This window comes from Lawsonibacter celer, assembly GCF_014281125.1.
Lineage (GTDB): Bacteria > Bacillota > Clostridia > Oscillospirales > Oscillospiraceae > Lawsonibacter_B > Lawsonibacter_B celer.
In genome coordinates this window covers 230,537-247,113 of the sequence record NZ_JACOEA010000002.1, presented here as the reverse complement: position 1 = coordinate 247,113, position 16,577 = coordinate 230,537, and the positions used below count along the sequence as shown (strand labels likewise).

12 protein-coding genes are annotated in these 16,577 nt (G+C 62.1%); 2 read left to right on the top strand and 10 right to left on the bottom strand.

What is annotated here, in order from left to right; all coding sequences use genetic code 11:
* Positions 1 to 46: 46 nt before the first annotated feature.
* Positions 47 to 1,885 (bottom strand): VanW family protein, encoded by a 1,839-nt coding sequence (locus H9Q75_RS05915; RefSeq protein ID WP_186565254.1) that lies wholly within the window; start codon positions 1,883 to 1,885, stop codon positions 47 to 49.
* A 258-nt stretch (positions 1,886 to 2,143) separates the two neighbouring features.
* Here H9Q75_RS05915 and H9Q75_RS05910 point away from each other — a divergent pair, with 258 nt between their 5' ends.
* A complete protein-coding gene (locus H9Q75_RS05910) occupies positions 2,144 to 3,283 on the top strand; it encodes a 5-bromo-4-chloroindolyl phosphate hydrolysis family protein (protein ID WP_186565253.1) in 1,140 nt (379 codons plus the stop codon).
* A gap of 59 nt (positions 3,284 to 3,342) precedes the next feature.
* On the opposite strand, the gene rpiB is transcribed toward H9Q75_RS05910, so the two are convergent.
* The 9 genes from rpiB to H9Q75_RS05865 form a co-directional block, all read right to left on the bottom strand.
* Positions 3,343 to 3,780, bottom strand: a complete 438-nt coding sequence (rpiB, locus tag H9Q75_RS05905; RefSeq protein WP_186565252.1) for a ribose 5-phosphate isomerase B — start codon at positions 3,778 to 3,780, stop codon at positions 3,343 to 3,345.
* A 20-nt stretch (positions 3,781 to 3,800) separates the two neighbouring features.
* Positions 3,801 to 4,592 carry a histidinol-phosphatase HisJ family protein gene (locus H9Q75_RS05900; RefSeq protein ID WP_186565251.1) on the bottom strand — a complete coding sequence of 264 codons (792 nt, stop codon included), beginning with the start codon at positions 4,590 to 4,592 and terminating at the stop codon, positions 3,801 to 3,803.
* A gap of 85 nt (positions 4,593 to 4,677) precedes the next feature.
* Positions 4,678 to 6,690, bottom strand: coding sequence for a phospholipid carrier-dependent glycosyltransferase (locus H9Q75_RS05895; protein ID WP_186565250.1), 2,013 nt, complete (start codon positions 6,688 to 6,690; stop codon positions 4,678 to 4,680).
* Between the two features lie 54 nt (positions 6,691 to 6,744).
* Entirely contained in the window at positions 6,745 to 7,911 is a 1,167-nt protein-coding gene (gene dnaJ, locus H9Q75_RS05890; RefSeq protein WP_186565249.1) for a molecular chaperone DnaJ, read from the bottom strand.
* A gap of 112 nt (positions 7,912 to 8,023) precedes the next feature.
* Positions 8,024 to 9,868 (bottom strand): molecular chaperone DnaK, encoded by a 1,845-nt coding sequence (gene dnaK, locus H9Q75_RS05885; protein WP_186565248.1) that lies wholly within the window; start codon positions 9,866 to 9,868, stop codon positions 8,024 to 8,026.
* 259 nt (positions 9,869 to 10,127) lie between these two features.
* Positions 10,128 to 10,679, bottom strand: coding sequence for a nucleotide exchange factor GrpE (gene grpE / locus H9Q75_RS05880; protein ID WP_186565247.1), 552 nt, complete (start codon positions 10,677 to 10,679; stop codon positions 10,128 to 10,130).
* 16 nt (positions 10,680 to 10,695) lie between these two features.
* Positions 10,696 to 11,748: a heat-inducible transcriptional repressor HrcA gene (gene hrcA / locus H9Q75_RS05875; RefSeq protein ID WP_186565246.1), complete on the bottom strand. Its 1,053-nt coding sequence runs from the start codon at positions 11,746 to 11,748 to the stop codon at positions 10,696 to 10,698.
* 186 nt (positions 11,749 to 11,934) lie between these two features.
* Positions 11,935 to 13,323, bottom strand: a complete 1,389-nt coding sequence (locus H9Q75_RS05870) for an MATE family efflux transporter (RefSeq protein ID WP_186565245.1) — start codon at positions 13,321 to 13,323, stop codon at positions 11,935 to 11,937.
* Positions 13,324 to 13,326: 3 nt separating this feature from the next.
* Positions 13,327 to 14,451 (bottom strand): cysteine desulfurase family protein, encoded by a 1,125-nt coding sequence (locus H9Q75_RS05865; protein ID WP_186565244.1) that lies wholly within the window; start codon positions 14,449 to 14,451, stop codon positions 13,327 to 13,329.
* 919 nt (positions 14,452 to 15,370) lie between these two features.
* On the opposite strand from H9Q75_RS05865, the gene H9Q75_RS05860 reads away from it, so the two are divergent.
* The gene (locus tag H9Q75_RS05860; protein ID WP_186565243.1) at positions 15,371 to 16,555 is read left to right on the top strand and encodes an FprA family A-type flavoprotein; all 1,185 of its coding nucleotides are present in this window, start codon (positions 15,371 to 15,373) and stop codon (positions 16,553 to 16,555) included.
* Positions 16,556 to 16,577 lie beyond the last annotated feature (22 nt).

Here is a 16,577-nt window from a genome sequence, read left to right as displayed (position 1 = left end):
TAAAAGCGCCGCCCCGCCGGCTGGCGGGGCGGCGCTTGTCTGTCGTCTATTCGCTTGCTTCGGGGCTGGGCGATGCAGTGGGCTCCGGAGAAGGCTCCATGCCCGGGCCGGTTGTCGGTGTGGGCTCCACGGAGGGAGCGGGCGTGGGCGTAACCTCTGGTGTGGGGACAGGTGTGGGAGCAGGCGTGGGCGTCGGGTCCGGAGAAGGGCTGGGGGACGGGCTGGGCTCCACGGGGGTCAGAGTTTTCAGCCCGGTGGCAGTGTCAATGCCCAGCCGGGCCGCGTCAGCCGGGTTGTAGTAGTACACCGCGTCCGAGGCTTTGTAGGTGTTGCGGTAAAGAAGGGTGGTACTGACGGTGTTGCCGTCCTTGTCCACCAGCTTTTGATAGAGATCGACCGTATAGCCGTTGTAGCGGGAATAGTTGGTGTCCCGCACCGGCTCGCCGCCCACGGGAACCTTGGAGGCGTCCGGCTTATATGTGTTCTTGTAAGGCATGGTGGAAATAATCACGCTGTAGGGTTCCCCGTGAATACCGGTGATGTCTGTGCCGTAGATGGTGACATGGAGCTTGTGGCTCTTATCCTGGTAGGCCCCGATCTTGATGGGATACTCCGTGTCGTTTTTGAAGCGGAAATCCAGCTGATTGCTCCATACGGTGGCATCGGTGCCGATGACGGGCATATAGCCTCCATTGAACGCGTGCTTGTTGCGCTCCACAATCTCCAGATTGGCCTTCAGCGTGGTCCAGTAGAGTGTGGAGGACAGCTGACAGATACCGCCGGCGGTGGCGTCGATGCTCTGGCCGTTCTGGTAGGTGCCCGCGTCCTTGTAGCCGCTGGACTTGGTGTAGGGACCCACGGTGTCATTGTAGGAAAAGGTCTCGCCGGGCAGCAGAATGACGCCGTTGAGCCGACTGGCGGCCAGGTCGATGTTATACCAGCGGTTGGACGGGCCGGCGCAGGAGGTGACGGAGGTGCCCAGCACGTCGGCAAAGAGCTTGGCGCTCAGCTCCTCTGTGGAGAGCTTGGGTTCCTCAAAATCCAGAGGCACGGCACAGCGGCCTCCCTCGGCGGCTTCCTTCAGCGCGGTGCGGGCGGCGGAAATGTCAAAGCTTACCCCGGTGACCGAGGGGACGATCTGCTTGGTGTCCGCGTCCAGATAGGCGTCGGCGGCCTCCACCAGGACCTCCTGGTAGATTTCCTCAAAGTCCGGCTCCACAGGGGGCGCGGTGATCAGCTGCACCTCGATGGGGGAGCCGTCGTCCGAGCCGTCGCCGGAGAGGAGCTGACCGGCGCGCTCAATCAGCGCTCCCTCCAGATGTTCCGTGTCCAGGGTGCGCCCGGTGCGTCCCTTTTGGAACACCAGCTCCGTCTCCTCCTGGGTCCAGGTGGTCTGGGCCTCCCGGTCGCTGCACTCCTGCACGGCCTGTTCAACCGCAGAGGGCGTCTGGTCCAGCGTTACGCCCGCGGAAAAGTCGGTGCCATTCAGCAGGGCGGAGAGATAGCCGGCGCCTCTGGTCAGGAAGCTGCCGGCCTGGGCGGCAATCGCCTGCTGCGCCGCCGCCCCTGTGTCTACCGTGAAATCGCTGAGCGGGACAGAGTATACGTTCCCGCCGCAGGTAAAGTCTACGGTCTGACCGCCCAGCTTCTGGCCGAGCTGTTCGTCGAGCCGGTAGACGGCCTCCACCTGGGTCAGGCCGCTGACATCAACACCGCTGATAGAGGTGTTGGGCAGGTATCTGCCGCTTCTGCCCACATAGGCGCACAGGCCCACATAGCCGGCTGCCAGCGCAAGAATCAGTACAATCACTACGGCCAGAACGATTTTTGGGCCTTTGGTCCCCTGCCGGGCCTTCTGGACCCGCTTTCCTTCCTGATGATCCATTCTCTTCAACTCCAAGATATCCTGCGGATACAAAAATACATGCTACATTATATGGTCTTGTCCCCTAAAAAGCAATTACAGAATGGTTACATCGAACTTTACAGGAGGACGATTTCGGGGTATGATAAGAAGCAAGGTACACTTTTAAAAACTTTAAAGCAAATCCCTATTAAACTTTAACGCTTATATGCTAAACTATACCTGACTTTGAGATTATGTGGCCCGGGCCGCGCAGCACGGGCAGGAGGTTCTCTCACAATGGCGAATTACAACAACAATCAAAACGGGGGAGATCTGGCATCCTGGATCGTAACGGTGATCTTTCTGATGACCCCGCTATGGCCGGTAGGACTGATTATGCTTTTGCGCAAGGTGCTGGGCCTGGGACGGAAGAGCCAGCAGAAGCGGCATCCCTATGACCTGCAGCGAGAGGCGCAGACTGCACCCGGCACCCAGGGCGTCGGCGCCCGCCGGCAGACACCGCCTACCGGGCAGCCGGTCCGGAGCCGGCAGGGCAAGCCGGTCAATCTGGACAAGGGCAAGGGGCTGACCATCGGCGGGGCGGTGATGGCGGGCATTTTCGGCATCGCGCTGGTGGCAGGGCTGCCAGAGGAGCTAATGCACGGCGGCCTGCGGGGCTTGGCTGAGATGTCGCCGGTGATCGGCTTTTTCATCCTGGGGCTGGCGCTGATTTTTATGGGGACCCAGCGCACGAAGAAGGCGCGTCGCTTCCGTAAATATCTGGCCCTGATCGGGAAGCGGGAGAGCATTTCCATCGCCACCCTGGCCCAGGCCATGCCGGTCTCTCTGCACAAGGCCTGCGACGACCTGCAGGAGATGCTGGACGACGGAGTGCTGGAGACAGGCTACTTAGACATGGGCAGTGGCCGTCTGGTCCTCAGCGGAGAGGGCATCGAGGAAGAGCCCGCGCCGGAAGAGGAGGAGAAGGGGGCGGAGGAGACACCGCTGGACATGAGCGACGACAACGCAGTGCTGGAGGAGATCCGTCGGCTGAACGACGCCATTGCCGATGAGGTGATGAGCCGGAAGATTGACCGGATCGGAGCGATCACAGGCAAGATCTTTGCCTACCAGAAGCAGAATCCGGGCAAGGCGGGGCAGTTACGCAGCTTCCTGAACTACTATCTGCCCACCACGCTGAAAATACTCAAGGCCTATGCCCAGATGGAAGCCCAGGGTGTGGAGGGCGAAAACATCCGTCAGGCCAAGGGGCGCATTGAAGGGATGATGGATAAGGTGGTGGAGGGCTTTGAAAAACAGCTGGATAAGCTCTTCCAGGACAACGCCATGGACATCGCCACCGACGTGGCGGTGCTGGAGCGAATGCTGGAGAAGGATGGCCTGTCCGGGGGCGAGGGCATGACTCTGGGCGGTTAAGCGGGACTTCAAAAAACCAGCGGCCGCAGCCTGTCAGGCTGCGGCCGCTGGTTTTGCGCTTATTGCTCAAGGGCCATTACTTTGTCCACCCGGCGCTGGTGGCGGCCGCCCTCAAAATCCGTGGAGAGGAATACCTCCACAATGCGCTCCGCCAGATTGGGACCCACAAAACCGGCGCCCAGGGCAAGCATATTGGCGTCGTTGTGCCGACGGGTCATCTCGGCGGACAGGGGCTCGGAGCACAGGGCGCAGCGGATGCCCCGGACCTTGTTGGCGGTGATGGAAATACCGATACCGGTGGTGCAGACCACGATACCCCGCTCACAGGCGCCGTCCGCCACGGCCTGTGCCGCGGCCCGGCCGAAATCGGGGTAGTCGCAGCTATCCGTGGAGTGACAGCCAAAGTCCTCCACCTGATAGCCCTTGCCCTCCAGATAGGCCTTCAGATGCTCCTTCAGGGCATAGCCGCCGTGATCGGAACCCATTGCAATTTTCATACTGCGTCTCTCCTTTACCATTACCATTTATGGAATTCCGGCCTGCGGCCGGTATAGGTGGCAAAATAGCGAAAGCCCAGGTCTGCGGCCAGGGCGCAGGCCTCCCGGAGCCCGGCGCCCACGTCGCCGGGGGCATGGGCATCGGAGCCCACGGTGATGATCTCGCCCCCGCAGGCCCTGTACAGCTCCAGCACGGGCCGCCACTGGTCTATGGTCCGACCCCGGTAGGTGTTGATCTCGACGCCCTTCCCACGGTCCGCAGCGATGCGGAAAATGTGCTCCATGCGCGCCCAGTAGTCGTCCAGCACGATCCCCTCCGGCATGTAGCGCAGGGGGTAGATGATGTGTCCGAGCACGTCATAATAGTCGGTTTGCGCCAGCTGGGCCATAGAGGAAAAATAGTCGTCCAGCGCCTCATAGCAGACGCCGTGGTCGGAATAGTCCAGACAGTAGAAGTCGCCGCCTCCCCGGGCTCTGCTCTGGTTGTGGATGGAGCCGATGACAAAGTCCAGCTGCGGCAGGGAGAGAACCTGCTCGGCCAGGGCGGGATTGGTGTGGGGCACGCCGAACTCCAGCCCCAGACGCAGCTGCAGCTTGTGGACAAAGCGGGGCGCGGTCTGCTGGAATTGGCGCAGGCTGCCCGCCCAGTCGTAGGTGAGCCGGGGTGCTCCATGCAGGTCGAGCAGGTCCAGGTGGTCCGTAATGCACAGCTCCTGCACGCCCGCGTCCACCGCGGCTTGGGCCATATGCTCCAGAGGCGCGCTGGAGTCCGGGGAAATCTGGGTGTGGGTGTGGTAATCGGTCAGATACAATGGGAAAACCTCGCTTTTGTCTTACAAAATTTCCGCCGCGGAGGCGGGGTGACAGGCCTGGGGGGAACGGTCCCCCGGGAGGTCTTTAGAAGGGCCAGCTGGGCATCCACCTCAGGAATACGGCGGAGTACCACGTGGGCACCGTGACCCCCACCAGCACGGGATAGAACAGGGCGTACAGGGCCACGGCCCCGCCGGTGACGCCGTACACGGCCCCCTTCCAGCGCGGGGGACGGAGCTCAGCCAGATCGTTGAACACATAGGCCAGGGCGATGGTCAGGAAGAGGATCGAGGGAAAGTAGTGGTACTCAAAGGTGATGCGCCCGATGAACATCCAGGGCACCAGCTGGGAGAGATAGCCGATGACGATGAACAGCGCCCGGCCGCAGCGGCGGCGCACCATCTGCACGGCGGCCGAGACCACGGCCAGCAGTCCGGCCCAGCACACCACCGGGTTGGAAAAGGCGCCGAAGGCGGTCTTCATGCCGGGCACGGAGGTGTCCAGATAGTACAGAATGGGACGGATGTTCAAAATCCATTGATACCAGCGGGAGGAGTAGGGGTGGGAGTCGGTAACGCCCTTGTGATAGGTGAACATATATTTTTGGTTGTCCAGCATCACGTCGATCAGGCCGCGCAGGCTGGTGTCGCCATTGGCCTGGGCATAGGGCCAGTAGGACAGGGTGTAGATCACCGCGGGAATCAGGGCGAAGCACAGCACGGAGAAGAGGAGAATCTTGACTGTCCAGGCCCGGCACACCTGCCGCTGCTCCCGCGGCCAGTCCCGCAGCTTCATCCAAAGACCCAGGAAATAGAGCACCACCAGGCCCACGCAGCCGTAGACCACCGTCCACTTGCTGGCCGCCCCAATGCCCCAGAACAGCCCGGAGAAGAAGAGGGGCAGGGCGCATTTGCCGAAGGAGCTCCCGGCGGGGAGGGCCAGATAGCGGTACATGAAATAGTACATCAGCAGGATGAAAAAGACCCCGTAGGTGTCGATGGTGCCGATGCGGGTCTGGGTCAGGTGCATGAAATCCGCGGCAAAGAGGATGGTGCCGCAGGAGGCCACCAGAGTCTTGCCAAACAGATTTTTCAGGAACACATAGAGCAGGGGGAGCATGGCCACACCGAACAGGGTGCCCATAAAGCGCCAGCCGAAGGGGGTCATGCCGAACATGCGGATGCCCACGCTCATGATCAGCTTGCCCAGGGGCGGGTGGGAGATCTCATAGGGCTTGATGTTTCGGATGTGCTCCAGCGCGGTGCGGGGATGGTAGATCTCGTCAAAATAGGCGGAGTCGTAGTAAGTGGAGTGCTCCGGCACAGTGTCCTGCTCGTCAAAGAGCGGGCTGGACGACAGATCCACGGGGATCAGGGCCCCAGTCTCGTCATATAGGGCCAGCTCCCCCAGCTCCAGGGGGGGCTTCCCGGGAAAGCCGGTAAGGCGGAGGCACTTGGCCTGGACGGTTCTGCTGTCCTGAATGTGGATCTGGCGCCACTTGAAGAGCGTGTTATAGCTCTGGCGGATGGAACGCACGGAGCCGGGAGAGGCCCCCTCCGCCACGTCGGTCCAGTAATAGGCCTCCCGGGTCTGGAGCCCCTGGGTATCCTGGCCGGAGCCCTTGGGATACCAGGTAACGCCGCTATCCTCGGACACCTCGTCCACGATCTGCAGCGCCTGCCAGTGCTCCCCGTCGGCGGAGACCTCCAGGGAGTACTCCCCGGTACCGAGGCCGGTGTACCAGCCCACCCCAGAGAGGGTGATCGCCTGATCCAGCTCAAACACAACGGTGGAGGTCTGCGAAAAGGACTGGGCGGACTGGGGGGCGGAAAGGCTGCCCAGGTGGGCAAAGGCGGTGAGCGCGTAGATGGCTGTGATCAGCAGCAGGGGAAGCGCATCCTTCTTCCCCATGGGGTGGCATCTGCCCGCCAGGGAGAAGGGGCGGGATTCCCGCTCCTGATACTGCCGCACCCAGGACAGGGGGTCTCCGGCAGGCAGGGCCCGCTGGGCCTGCCAGTAGTAGAGGAAGAAGTAGAAAATCAGAGCCAGGGCGGCCACCGGCAACAGATAGACAATATATTGAGAAAGGCCGGACACAGGAACACCTCCAGAACGAAATAGGGGGGCGAGTCCAGGACTCGCCCCCCTATTTTATTTCTTTTTCTTCTTCTTGTCAAAAAAACCTTTCAGACCGTCCTCCGGAGGCGCTGAAACTTCGCCCATCGTCTCGCCGAATACCCGCAGGGCCTCCTTTTGCTCATGGGTCAGGCTCCTGGGGACCTGTACGTTGACGGTGACAAACTGGTCGCCCCGGCCCCGGCCGTTGACCGCCGGAATGCCCTTTCCCCGCAGACGGAAGGTGGTGCCCGGCTGAGTGCCCGCGGGCAGGTTCCACTTCACCTTGCCGTCAATGGTGGGAATCTCCAGCTCCGCGCCTAAGGAGGCCTGCAGGAAGGAGACGGGCTGGTCCAGGTAGACCGACGTGCCGTCCCGCCTGAACAGGCTGTGGGGGCGGACCGTGACGCTCACCAGCAGGTCGCCCGCCGGGCCGCCGTTCCGGCCCGCGCCGCCCTGTCCGCGCAGGGAGACCGCCTGGCCGTTGTCAATGCCGGCGGGGATGTTGATGGTGATCTTCCGCTGGCGGCGGGTGCTGCCCGCGCCGCCGCAGGCCTTGCAGGGCTGATGGATGATCTTGCCCGTGCCGCCGCACTTGGGACAGGTGGTGGTGGTGGAGAAGGAGAAGGAGCCGCCGCCCCGCTGAATGCGCACCTGGCCGGCGCCCCGGCAGTCGGGGCAGATCTCCGCCGTGGTGCCCGGCTCACAGCCGGTGCCCTTGCAGGCGTCGCACTGCTCGGTGCGGGTGAGGGTAATCTCCTTTTCACAGCCAAAGGCCGCCTCCTCAAAGGAGATGGTCACCGAGGCGCGCAGGGTCTCGCCCTTCATGGGGCCTGTACGCTGCCGGCCGCCTCCGCCGCCAAAGCCGCCCCCAAAGAAGGAGCCGAAAATGTCGCCCAAGTCGATATCGCCCATGTCGAAGCCGCCGAAGCCGCCCCCAAAGGGGCCGCCCGCACCGGCCCCGAAATTGGGGTCAACCCCCGCGTGGCCGAACTGGTCATAGCGAGCGCGCTTGTCTTTATCGGAGAGGACCTCGTAGGCCTCGTTGACTTCCTTGAATTTGGCCTCGGCCGCCTTGTCGCCGGGATTCAGATCCGGATGGTACTGCTTTGCCAGCTTTCGGTAGGCCTTTTTCAGCTCATCGTCCGAGACGCCCTTTGAGACGCCCAGGACCTCATAGTAATCTCGTTTTTGGTCAGCCATATATGTTCACCTCTTTTGGGAGGAATACGCACGGCCAAAGGCCGCCCCTACACAGACCGTAGGGGCGACCCGCGGCCGCCTGCGGATGGGACGCGGCACCATCCGCGCGTTTTTACTTGTTGTTATCGTCATCCACCACTTCATAGTCGGCGTCCACCACATTGGGGTCGGTGCCGCCGGCCTGCGCGCCGCCCATATCGGGGCCGGGCTGGCCGCCCTGGGGGTTGGCCTGCTGATACATCTTCTCGGCAATGGGGTAGAAGGCCTTGCTGACCTCCTCAGTGGCGGCCTTGATGGCCTCCACATCAGTGCCCTTCACGGCGTCCTTCAGCTTGCTGATGGCACCCTCCACGCTGGATTTATCGGCGGCGGAGATCTTGTCCTTGGCGTCCTCCAGGGCCTTCTCGGTCTGGTAGATCACCTGGTCGGCCTGGTTGCGTACGTCCACCTCTTCCTTGCGCTTGGCATCCTCGGCGGCGAACTGCTCGGCATCCTTGACCGCCTTGTCGATGTCCTCCTTGGACATGTTGGTGGAGGAGGTGATGGTGATGTGCTGCTCCTTGCCGTTGCCCAGGTCCTTGGCGGAGACATTCACAATGCCGTTGGCGTCGATGTCGAAGGTAACCTCGATCTGGGGCACGCCGCGGCGGGCCGGTGCGATGCCGTCCAGGTTGAAGCGGCCCAGGGTCTTGTTGTACTGCGCCATCTCGCGCTCGCCCTGGAGCACGTGGACCTCCACGCTGGTCTGGTTGTCGGCGGCGGTGGTGAACACCTGGCTCTTCTTGGCCGGGATGGTGGTGTTGCGCTCGATGAGCTTGGTCATCACGCCGCCCATGGTCTCAATGCCCAGGGACAGGGGGGTGACGTCCAGCAGCAGCAGGCCCTTCACGTCGCCCACCAGCACGCCGCCCTGGAGCGCGGCGCCCATGGCCACGCACTCGTCGGGGTTGATGCCCTTGAAGCCCTCCTTGCCGGTGAGCTTCTTCACCATGTCCTGCACGGCGGGAATACGGCTGGAGCCGCCCACCATCAGCACCTTTGAAATGTCGCTGCCGGAGAGGCCCGCATCGCTCATGGCCTGCTTTACCGGGCCGGAGGTGGCCTCCACCAGATGGGCGGTCAGCTGGTCGAACTTGGCCCGGGTGAGGGTCAGGTCCAGATGCTTGGGGCCGGTGGCGTCGGCGGTAATATAGGGCAGGTTGATGTTGGAGGAGGTCACGCCGGACAGCTCGATCTTGGCTTTCTCCGCGGCCTCCTTCAGGCGCTGCATGGCCACCTTGTCGCCGGTGAGGTCAATGCCTGTGTCCTTCTTAAACTCAGCGGCCATCCAGTCCATGACGCATTTGTCGAAGTCGTCGCCGCCCAGGCGGTTGTTGCCGGCGGTGGCCAGCACCTCGATGACACCGTCGCCCACCTCCAGGATGGACACGTCGAAGGTGCCGCCGCCCAGGTCGTACACCATGACCTTCTGGTCGGACTCCTTGTCCGCGCCATAGGCCAGGGCGGCCGCGGTGGGCTCGTTGATGATGCGCTTCACGTCCAGACCGGCAATGCGGCCGGCATCCTTGGTGGCCTGGCGCTGGGCGTCGGTAAAGTAGGCGGGCACGGTGATAACCGCCTCAGACACGCTCTGGCCCAGATAGGCCTCGGCATCCGCCTTCAGCTTTTGCAGGATCATGGCGGAGATCTCCTGAGGGGTGTAGGCCTTGCCATCAATGGTCACCTTGTAGTCCGTGCCCATCTCGCGCTTAATGGAAGCAATGGTGCGGTCCGGATTGGTGATGGCCTGGCGCTTGGCCACCTGACCCACCATGCGCTCGCCATCCTTGGAAAAGGCGACCACGGAAGGGGTGGTGCGGTTGCCTTCCGCGTTGGGGATGACGACGGCCTCGCCGCCCTCCATCACGGATACGCAGGAGTTGGTTGTACCAAGATCAATACCAATAATTTTAGACATAGTTCAGTTCCTCCAATATATAGAAATTGTTTTTTATAAAATCAAGCTTGGGTATGTACTTGCATACCCAATGCAGGGCGGCCTGTCTTTCGCTGATGCGGGCCTGCGCGCTTCTGTGTCACGCTGCGGCGGCTGCGCGACGCGGTTCTAAGCCGCTCCAACTACGGGTACAAACATCCGGGCCGTCCCGGCCCTCCTTCGGTTTGTCCCCTGCGCTGCGCGTCTTAGCCCGCTGCTCCGCACGCCTGTGCGCTTCGGGCTAATTGGCCACCTTTACCATGGCGAAGCGGATTACCTTGTCGCCCGTCTTGAAGCCGGCCTGAAAGACCTCTACAATCGTATTATCTCCCACATTTTCATCCTCCACATGCATCACAGCGTTGTGAAAATTGGGATCAAAGGCCTCGCCCAGGGCTGGGATCTCTTCAATGCCCAGCTTGGTCAGGACATCCTTGAGCTGGGTCATGGTCATCTCCACGCCCTTTTTATAGGCCTCGTCCGCGGTCTCCTGCTTAAGGGCCCGCTCCAGATTGTCATACACCGGAAGGAAGGCCAGCGCGGTCTCCGCCTTGGAGTCCGCCCAAGCGGATTCCTTCTCTTTCTGGCTGCGGCGGCGGTAGTTGTCATACTCGGCGGCCAGCCGGAGAAATTTGTCCTCCTGCTCGGCCAGATTGTTTTTCAGGGTCTCCAGCTCCGCCAGAATGGGATCTCCGGTATCCTCGGCTGCAGCCTCGGGCTGGACGCCCTCAGTTTCAGCCGCGCGCGGCTCTTCTTCAGGATTTACGGTCTGCTTTTCTTTCTCTTTACTCATGAGAACGGATTACCTCCTATTGCTTTTCATCATCCTTGCCGGGCAGCTCGCCCTGCCCAAAGAGCTTGCTCAGCCCGTCGGCCAGATAGGACAGACGGGCGGTGATTTTTGCGTAGTCCATACGGGTGGGACCGATCACTCCGATCACGCCCCGCATGCCCTCGCCGATGTCGTAGCTGGCCATGACCACGCTGGTGTCCTGCAGCGCCGCGGCCACATTTTCCGGACCGATGAGGATGCGGGACGCCTCGTCCTTGGGGACGGGGAAACGGGTGGGGTCGCTCTCCTCGGAGAGATAGCTCATCAGGGGCTGCGCCCGGTCCAGGCTGCGGTATTCCGGCAGCTCCAGCAGGTGGGCCAGCCCGGCCGTGTGCACGGTGCGCTGCTCCAGGCTCTCCAGTACTTCAATGGCAAAGGACACCACCAGACTGATGAGACCGTAGGCCTCCCCGGCGGCGTGCTGGGCCACCCGCATCAGCTCGGGGGTGATTTCCTCCAGCGTCAGGCCGGTGAAGGTGGTGTTGAGCAGGGTGTTGAGCATCTGCAGCTGCGCCTCGGTCAGGTCTGAGGGCAGGCGAATGAGCCGGTTGCGCACCATGTTGGTGTCCGTCATCACCACGATGATGAAAGCGTTGCGCTCCACCATCAGCAGGTCGAAGCGGCGGATGGTGGTGCGGCTGGAGCCGGCGGAGAGGGCAAAGGAGGGATAATTGGTCAGCTGAGAGACCACACGCCCGGCCTCGGAGATCACCCGGTCCAGCTCCCGCATTTTCAGGTTGAGTGCCTCATTGATGCGCTGGGTCTCCTGCAGGGAGAGGCGGTGCTCCTCCATCAGCTCGTTGACATACAGCCGGTAGCCCTGGGGAGAGGGGATACGGCCGGCGGAGGTGTGGGGCTTTTCCAGCAGGCCCATGGCCTCCAGGTCCGCCATATCATTGCGGATGGTGGCGGAGGAGACCTCCATGCCGATGGCTGAGGCAATGGCCTTGGAACCAACCGGCTCGGCGGACTGAATATAGCTGTCGATGATGGCACGGAGAATCCGGCGTTTGCGTTCGCTGAGCTCCATGTTCATCGTCCTCCTTAGAATTTAGCACTCAAACTCTCTGAGTGCTAAAGTAAATGTACCACTGTCCGGAAGAAAAGTCAATAGGTGCGGTTGTAAATAAATGATGAACGAAAATAAAGAGACAGACCCGCGCTGTGTTTCACACAGCGCGGGTCTGTCTGCTAATCCGCAGAAGGCTACGAGGCCTCAGTCGGCAGCGCGGGTGATGGTGACGTCGTGGATCCACACGCCGGAGCGGAAGCGCAGCATCCCCAGGAGAAACTTTACAAGGTTTTCCACCACGGTGCACAGATAGACCCACAGGATGTCCAGCCGGAACACCAGCCCGGCGATGGCGGCCAGGGGGAGGGCGGCGGCCCAGAGGGGGAGCACGTCAATGACCGAGGCGGCCCGCACGTCACCGCCGCCCCGGAGCACGCCCACGATGTTGGTGGTGTTGAAGGCACGGATAAACAGGGTGGAAAAGACCACGATCTGCATCATGGTGGCAATCTCGGCCGCCCGGGAAGACAGGCCGAAGAGCGGATAGAGGAAGGGGGCGGCTGCCAGAAGCGTGACAGCGACCATAAGCGCGCCCACCACAAGCCCTGCCAGCAGGGAGAGGGTATTGAGGGCCCGGCCCAGATCGTACACCCGCTCCTTCCGCCCGGCCCCGATCTCACGGCCGATGAGAATGGAGGCGGTGCCCGCCAGGGCAAAGACCACCACGGTGCACACCTTTTCAATATTGCCCGAGATAGCGTAGGCGGCCAGAATGGGCGTGCTCTCCGCCATATAGCCCATAATGGTGGGGTAGAGGGAGGAGCCCAGGCCCCAGAGGGTCTCGTTGAGTACCACAGGGGTGGCGAAGCGGGCGTAGCTTTTCAGCAGGGCCCGTCCGGGGCGCAGCAGCAGGGCGAGCCGAAGGCGGAAGCGGCGGCTGAAGCGCGCGTGGAGGAGCATGACCGCAAATTCAATGATCCGGGAGATCAGGGTGGCCGCCGCGGCCCCCACCACGCCCAGCCGGGGGGCGCCCAGCTTGCCGAAAATGAGCACCCAGTTCAAAAAGGTATTGCTGACCATGGACACGCTGAGGATGCCCAGTCCCAGCTTGGGATTTTCCATGGACCGGTGGGCACCGATATAGACTGAGGTGATGCTGTTGAAGATGTAGGAGAAGCCCACAATCCGGGCATATTCGGCGGCAAGGGCCACAATCTCGGCGTTGTTGGAGAAGAGGCCCATGAACGGCTGGGGGAAAAAGAACATCACCAGGGCAAAGCACACGCTGATGGACCCGGCCACATAGACCCCGATCCCCATAACACGGTTGATGGAGTCGGCATCCCCCTTGCCCCAGAATTGGGCGATGAGCACCGACCCGCCGCTCTGCAGGCCGAAGATCAGCAGGAGAATGACAAATATGGGGATGTTGGCCAGGGTGACTGCCGCCATGGGCAGTTCACCCAGCATGCCCACCATAAAGGTGTCCAGCAGGCCGAGGGAGTTGGTAATCAGATTCTGCAGCACAATGGGGATGGCTAGGACTACTACCTCCCGATAGAAGGCCGGCCCCTGCCTCATATAAGAAAACATAGGTTACCTCATGGCAATTCGGCTTTTCGTGATTTCCACCAGACTCTCCCGCAGGGCGTCGATCTCCCCGGGGGTGGTGGATGGGGCGAAGGAGACCCGCAGCACCCCCATCAGGGTGCGCTTGGGCAGGCCCAGGGCGGCGAACACATGGCTGGGCCTGCCCTTGTGACAGGCCGAGCCGGAGGAGACCCAAACGCCCCGGTCGCTCAGCTCCCGCACCAGCATCTCGCTGGGGTAGCCGGGCAGGGAGATAGCGCAGATGTGGGGGGCGTCCCCGGGGGAGACGATCTCCAGGCCGGGCACGGAGGAGAGGGCCGTCAGAGCGTAATCCCTGATCTGAGCCATGCGCTGGGGAAAGTCGGCCTGCCAGGCCTGACAGGCGGCGGCCAGCGCCGCGATCTGGGCGGTAGCCTCAGTACCGGAGCGCAGGGCATTTTCCTGCCCGCCGCCGTACAGCAGGGGGGAAAGCTTCAGCCCAGCGCGGATGTACTGGGCGCCCACGCCCTTGGGCGCGCCGATCTTGTGGCCGCTGACGGTGAGCAGGTCCACCCCCAGCTGAGCCGGGGTGAAGGGAACCTTCAAAAAGGCCTGCACCGCGTCGGTGTGGAGCAGGGCGGCGGAGCCGGTCCGGCGGAGCAGCTCCCCGGCCTGGCGCACCGGCTGAAGGGTGCCCAGCTCATTGTTCACCAGCATCATGCTCACCAGCACGGTGTCCGGCCGCAGGGCGGCCTCCAGGTCCGCGATGGAGACATGGCCCCTCCGGTCCGGCTTGAGATAGGTGACCTCATACCCCTGGGCGGCCAGGGCCTTGCAGGTCTCCAGCACGGCGGAGTGCTCAATGGCGGTGGTGATGATGTGCCTGCCCACCCGCCTGCCGTGCTGTACCGCCGCGCGGATGGACCAGTTGTCCCCCTCGGTGCCGCAGGAGGTGAAGTACAGCTCCTCCGGGGCGCAGCCCAGGGCGGCGGCCACGGCGGCGCGCCGCTCCCTGAGCCGGCCAGCGGCCTCGCGCCCGGGGGCATATTGGGCGGAGGGGTTGCCGAACTCCTCCGTCATGACCTGAAAGGCGGCCTGGGCCGCCTGAGGGCACACCGGCGTGGTGGCGGCATGGTCCAGATAGGCGGACATAGGGCTCACTCCTTTTTAAAACAGATTAGAAATCATTGTATCGTTCGGGGCGTGGAAAGTCAATAGAAAGCAGCGCCCCCGGAACCAGCCGCCCAAGGGTATATGGGTCCGGAGACGCTGCTTTTTGTACCTTACGCCAGCGTTTGGATGAAGCGCATCAGAATTGCGGCCGCCGCCGCAGGGATGGAGTGGCCCTTCATCCGGCTTGACATGCATCTGAAGAGCGGATTTTTTGCCTTCACCTGTGAGAATTCCGCCACACGGGAGTGGATGGAGGGGCCGGCAAAAAAATCGTGCCGAAGCACGGTTTGGGGATAAAGATCATTCAGCGAATCATAAAGTTCCACGGGGACTTACTGGAAATAGAGGAGCGCTCCGATTCCTGCCGCATTACCCTGGCCATTTTATTGGATCAGCCTCTTAAGTAGGCTAAGAATTTTTCCTTGATCTCGGCCTGGCGGTATTTGCTGATGGGGGGCGTCTGCCCGGGTTCAGCGTCAGCTCGCAGTACCGGATAGACTGGACAAAGGAGAGGTTCACCAGGAACGTCCGGTGGCAGAAGATGAATTGCCTCTCCGGAAGAAGAATTTCCTTTTGCGTCAGCAAGGAAACGCCCTCGGCGCTCAGAATCTCTCTGGTCATAGAGTCGATCTGGGTCCGTGCCTGCGGCTCATCGTCGCAGATGGCGATTTGAATGGGCGATGCGCTCATTCAGACATCGTACAGTCCCCCCGGCAAACGACAGTGCTTTGTGTCATAGTATAGTATATTTCAACGGCTTTTGACACACAGGGTGTGTTTTTGTTCGGAGGGGGTGATATCCGGAACGGGGCAGATGAAACCTTGACATTCGGCAAAAGTGATAATATACTACGAGCCGACAGAACGAGCCAAGTCAAGAGAAAGGAAGCGAAACGGAATGAGTGCGATCCAACTCAGAGAAGGGATCTGGTCCGTGGGAGTGCTCAACCCCTCCCTGCGGGTATTTGACATTGTGATGGAGGCCAAATACGGCACCTCCTATAACGCCTATCTTCTCACCGGGGAGAAGAACGTCCTCATTGAGACGGTACACGCCGATTATTTTGAGGAGTATGAGCAGAATATCCGCCAGGTGCTGCCCCTGGAGCAGGTGGACTATCTGATCATGAACCACAACGAGCCCGACCATTCCGGCAGCGTGGCGCGCCTGCTGGACCAATGCCCCGGGCTGGAAATTTTCTGCACCGCGGCGGGGAAAAAGCACCTGGAGGATATTACCAACCGCACCCTGCCCTGCCGGGTGGTCAAGGCGGGGGACAAGCTGGACCTGGGCGGCAGGACGCTGGAGTTTATCCCGGCCCCGCTGCTCCACTGGGCGGACTCCATGTTCACTTGGGACCCGGCGGACAAGACCCTGTTTACCTGTGATTTCCTGGGCTGCCACTTCTGCGAGCCCACCATGCTGGATGAAAACATCCACGACCAGGCGGCCTACGAGGGGGAGTTTGCCTACTATTACCAGGGCATCTTTGGGCCCTTCAAGCCCTTTGTGCTGGCCGGCCTGGACAAGATGCCCGCCGACGCCCGGCTGGTGTGCCCCAGCCACGGCCCCTGCCTGAGCGGCACGCTGGAGCGGGCAAAGGAGCTGTACCGGACCTGGAGCACGCCCAAGTCCAAGGAGAAAAAATCCGCCTTTGTGGTGTACGCCTCCGCCTACGGCTGCACCGCGGCCCTGGCCGCTGCGGCGGCCAAGGCGCTGGAGGCTGAGGGCTTTTCCGTCACCACGGCGGATGTGACCAAGCAGTCGCTGAGCGCCTGCGCCGACGCCGCAAACGAGGCCGACGTGCTCCTGGTGGGCGCGCCCACCATCAATAAGGACGCGCCCAAGGCGGTATGGGACGTGCTCGCCTGCCTGGACGCAGTCAATACCAAGGGGCGCGCCGCCGGTGCGTTCGGCGCATACGGCTGGAGCGGAGAAGCTCCCGGAATGCTCCATACCCGGCTTCAGCAGCTGCGCTTTGCCGCGCCGGAGACGCCCTTCAAGGTGCTCTTCACCCCCACGACGGAGGACCTGGAGGCCATGGCCGGCTACGCCAGGAGCGTGGCCGACCTGATCAAGTGAAGAAAAAAACAAAACAGAAAGC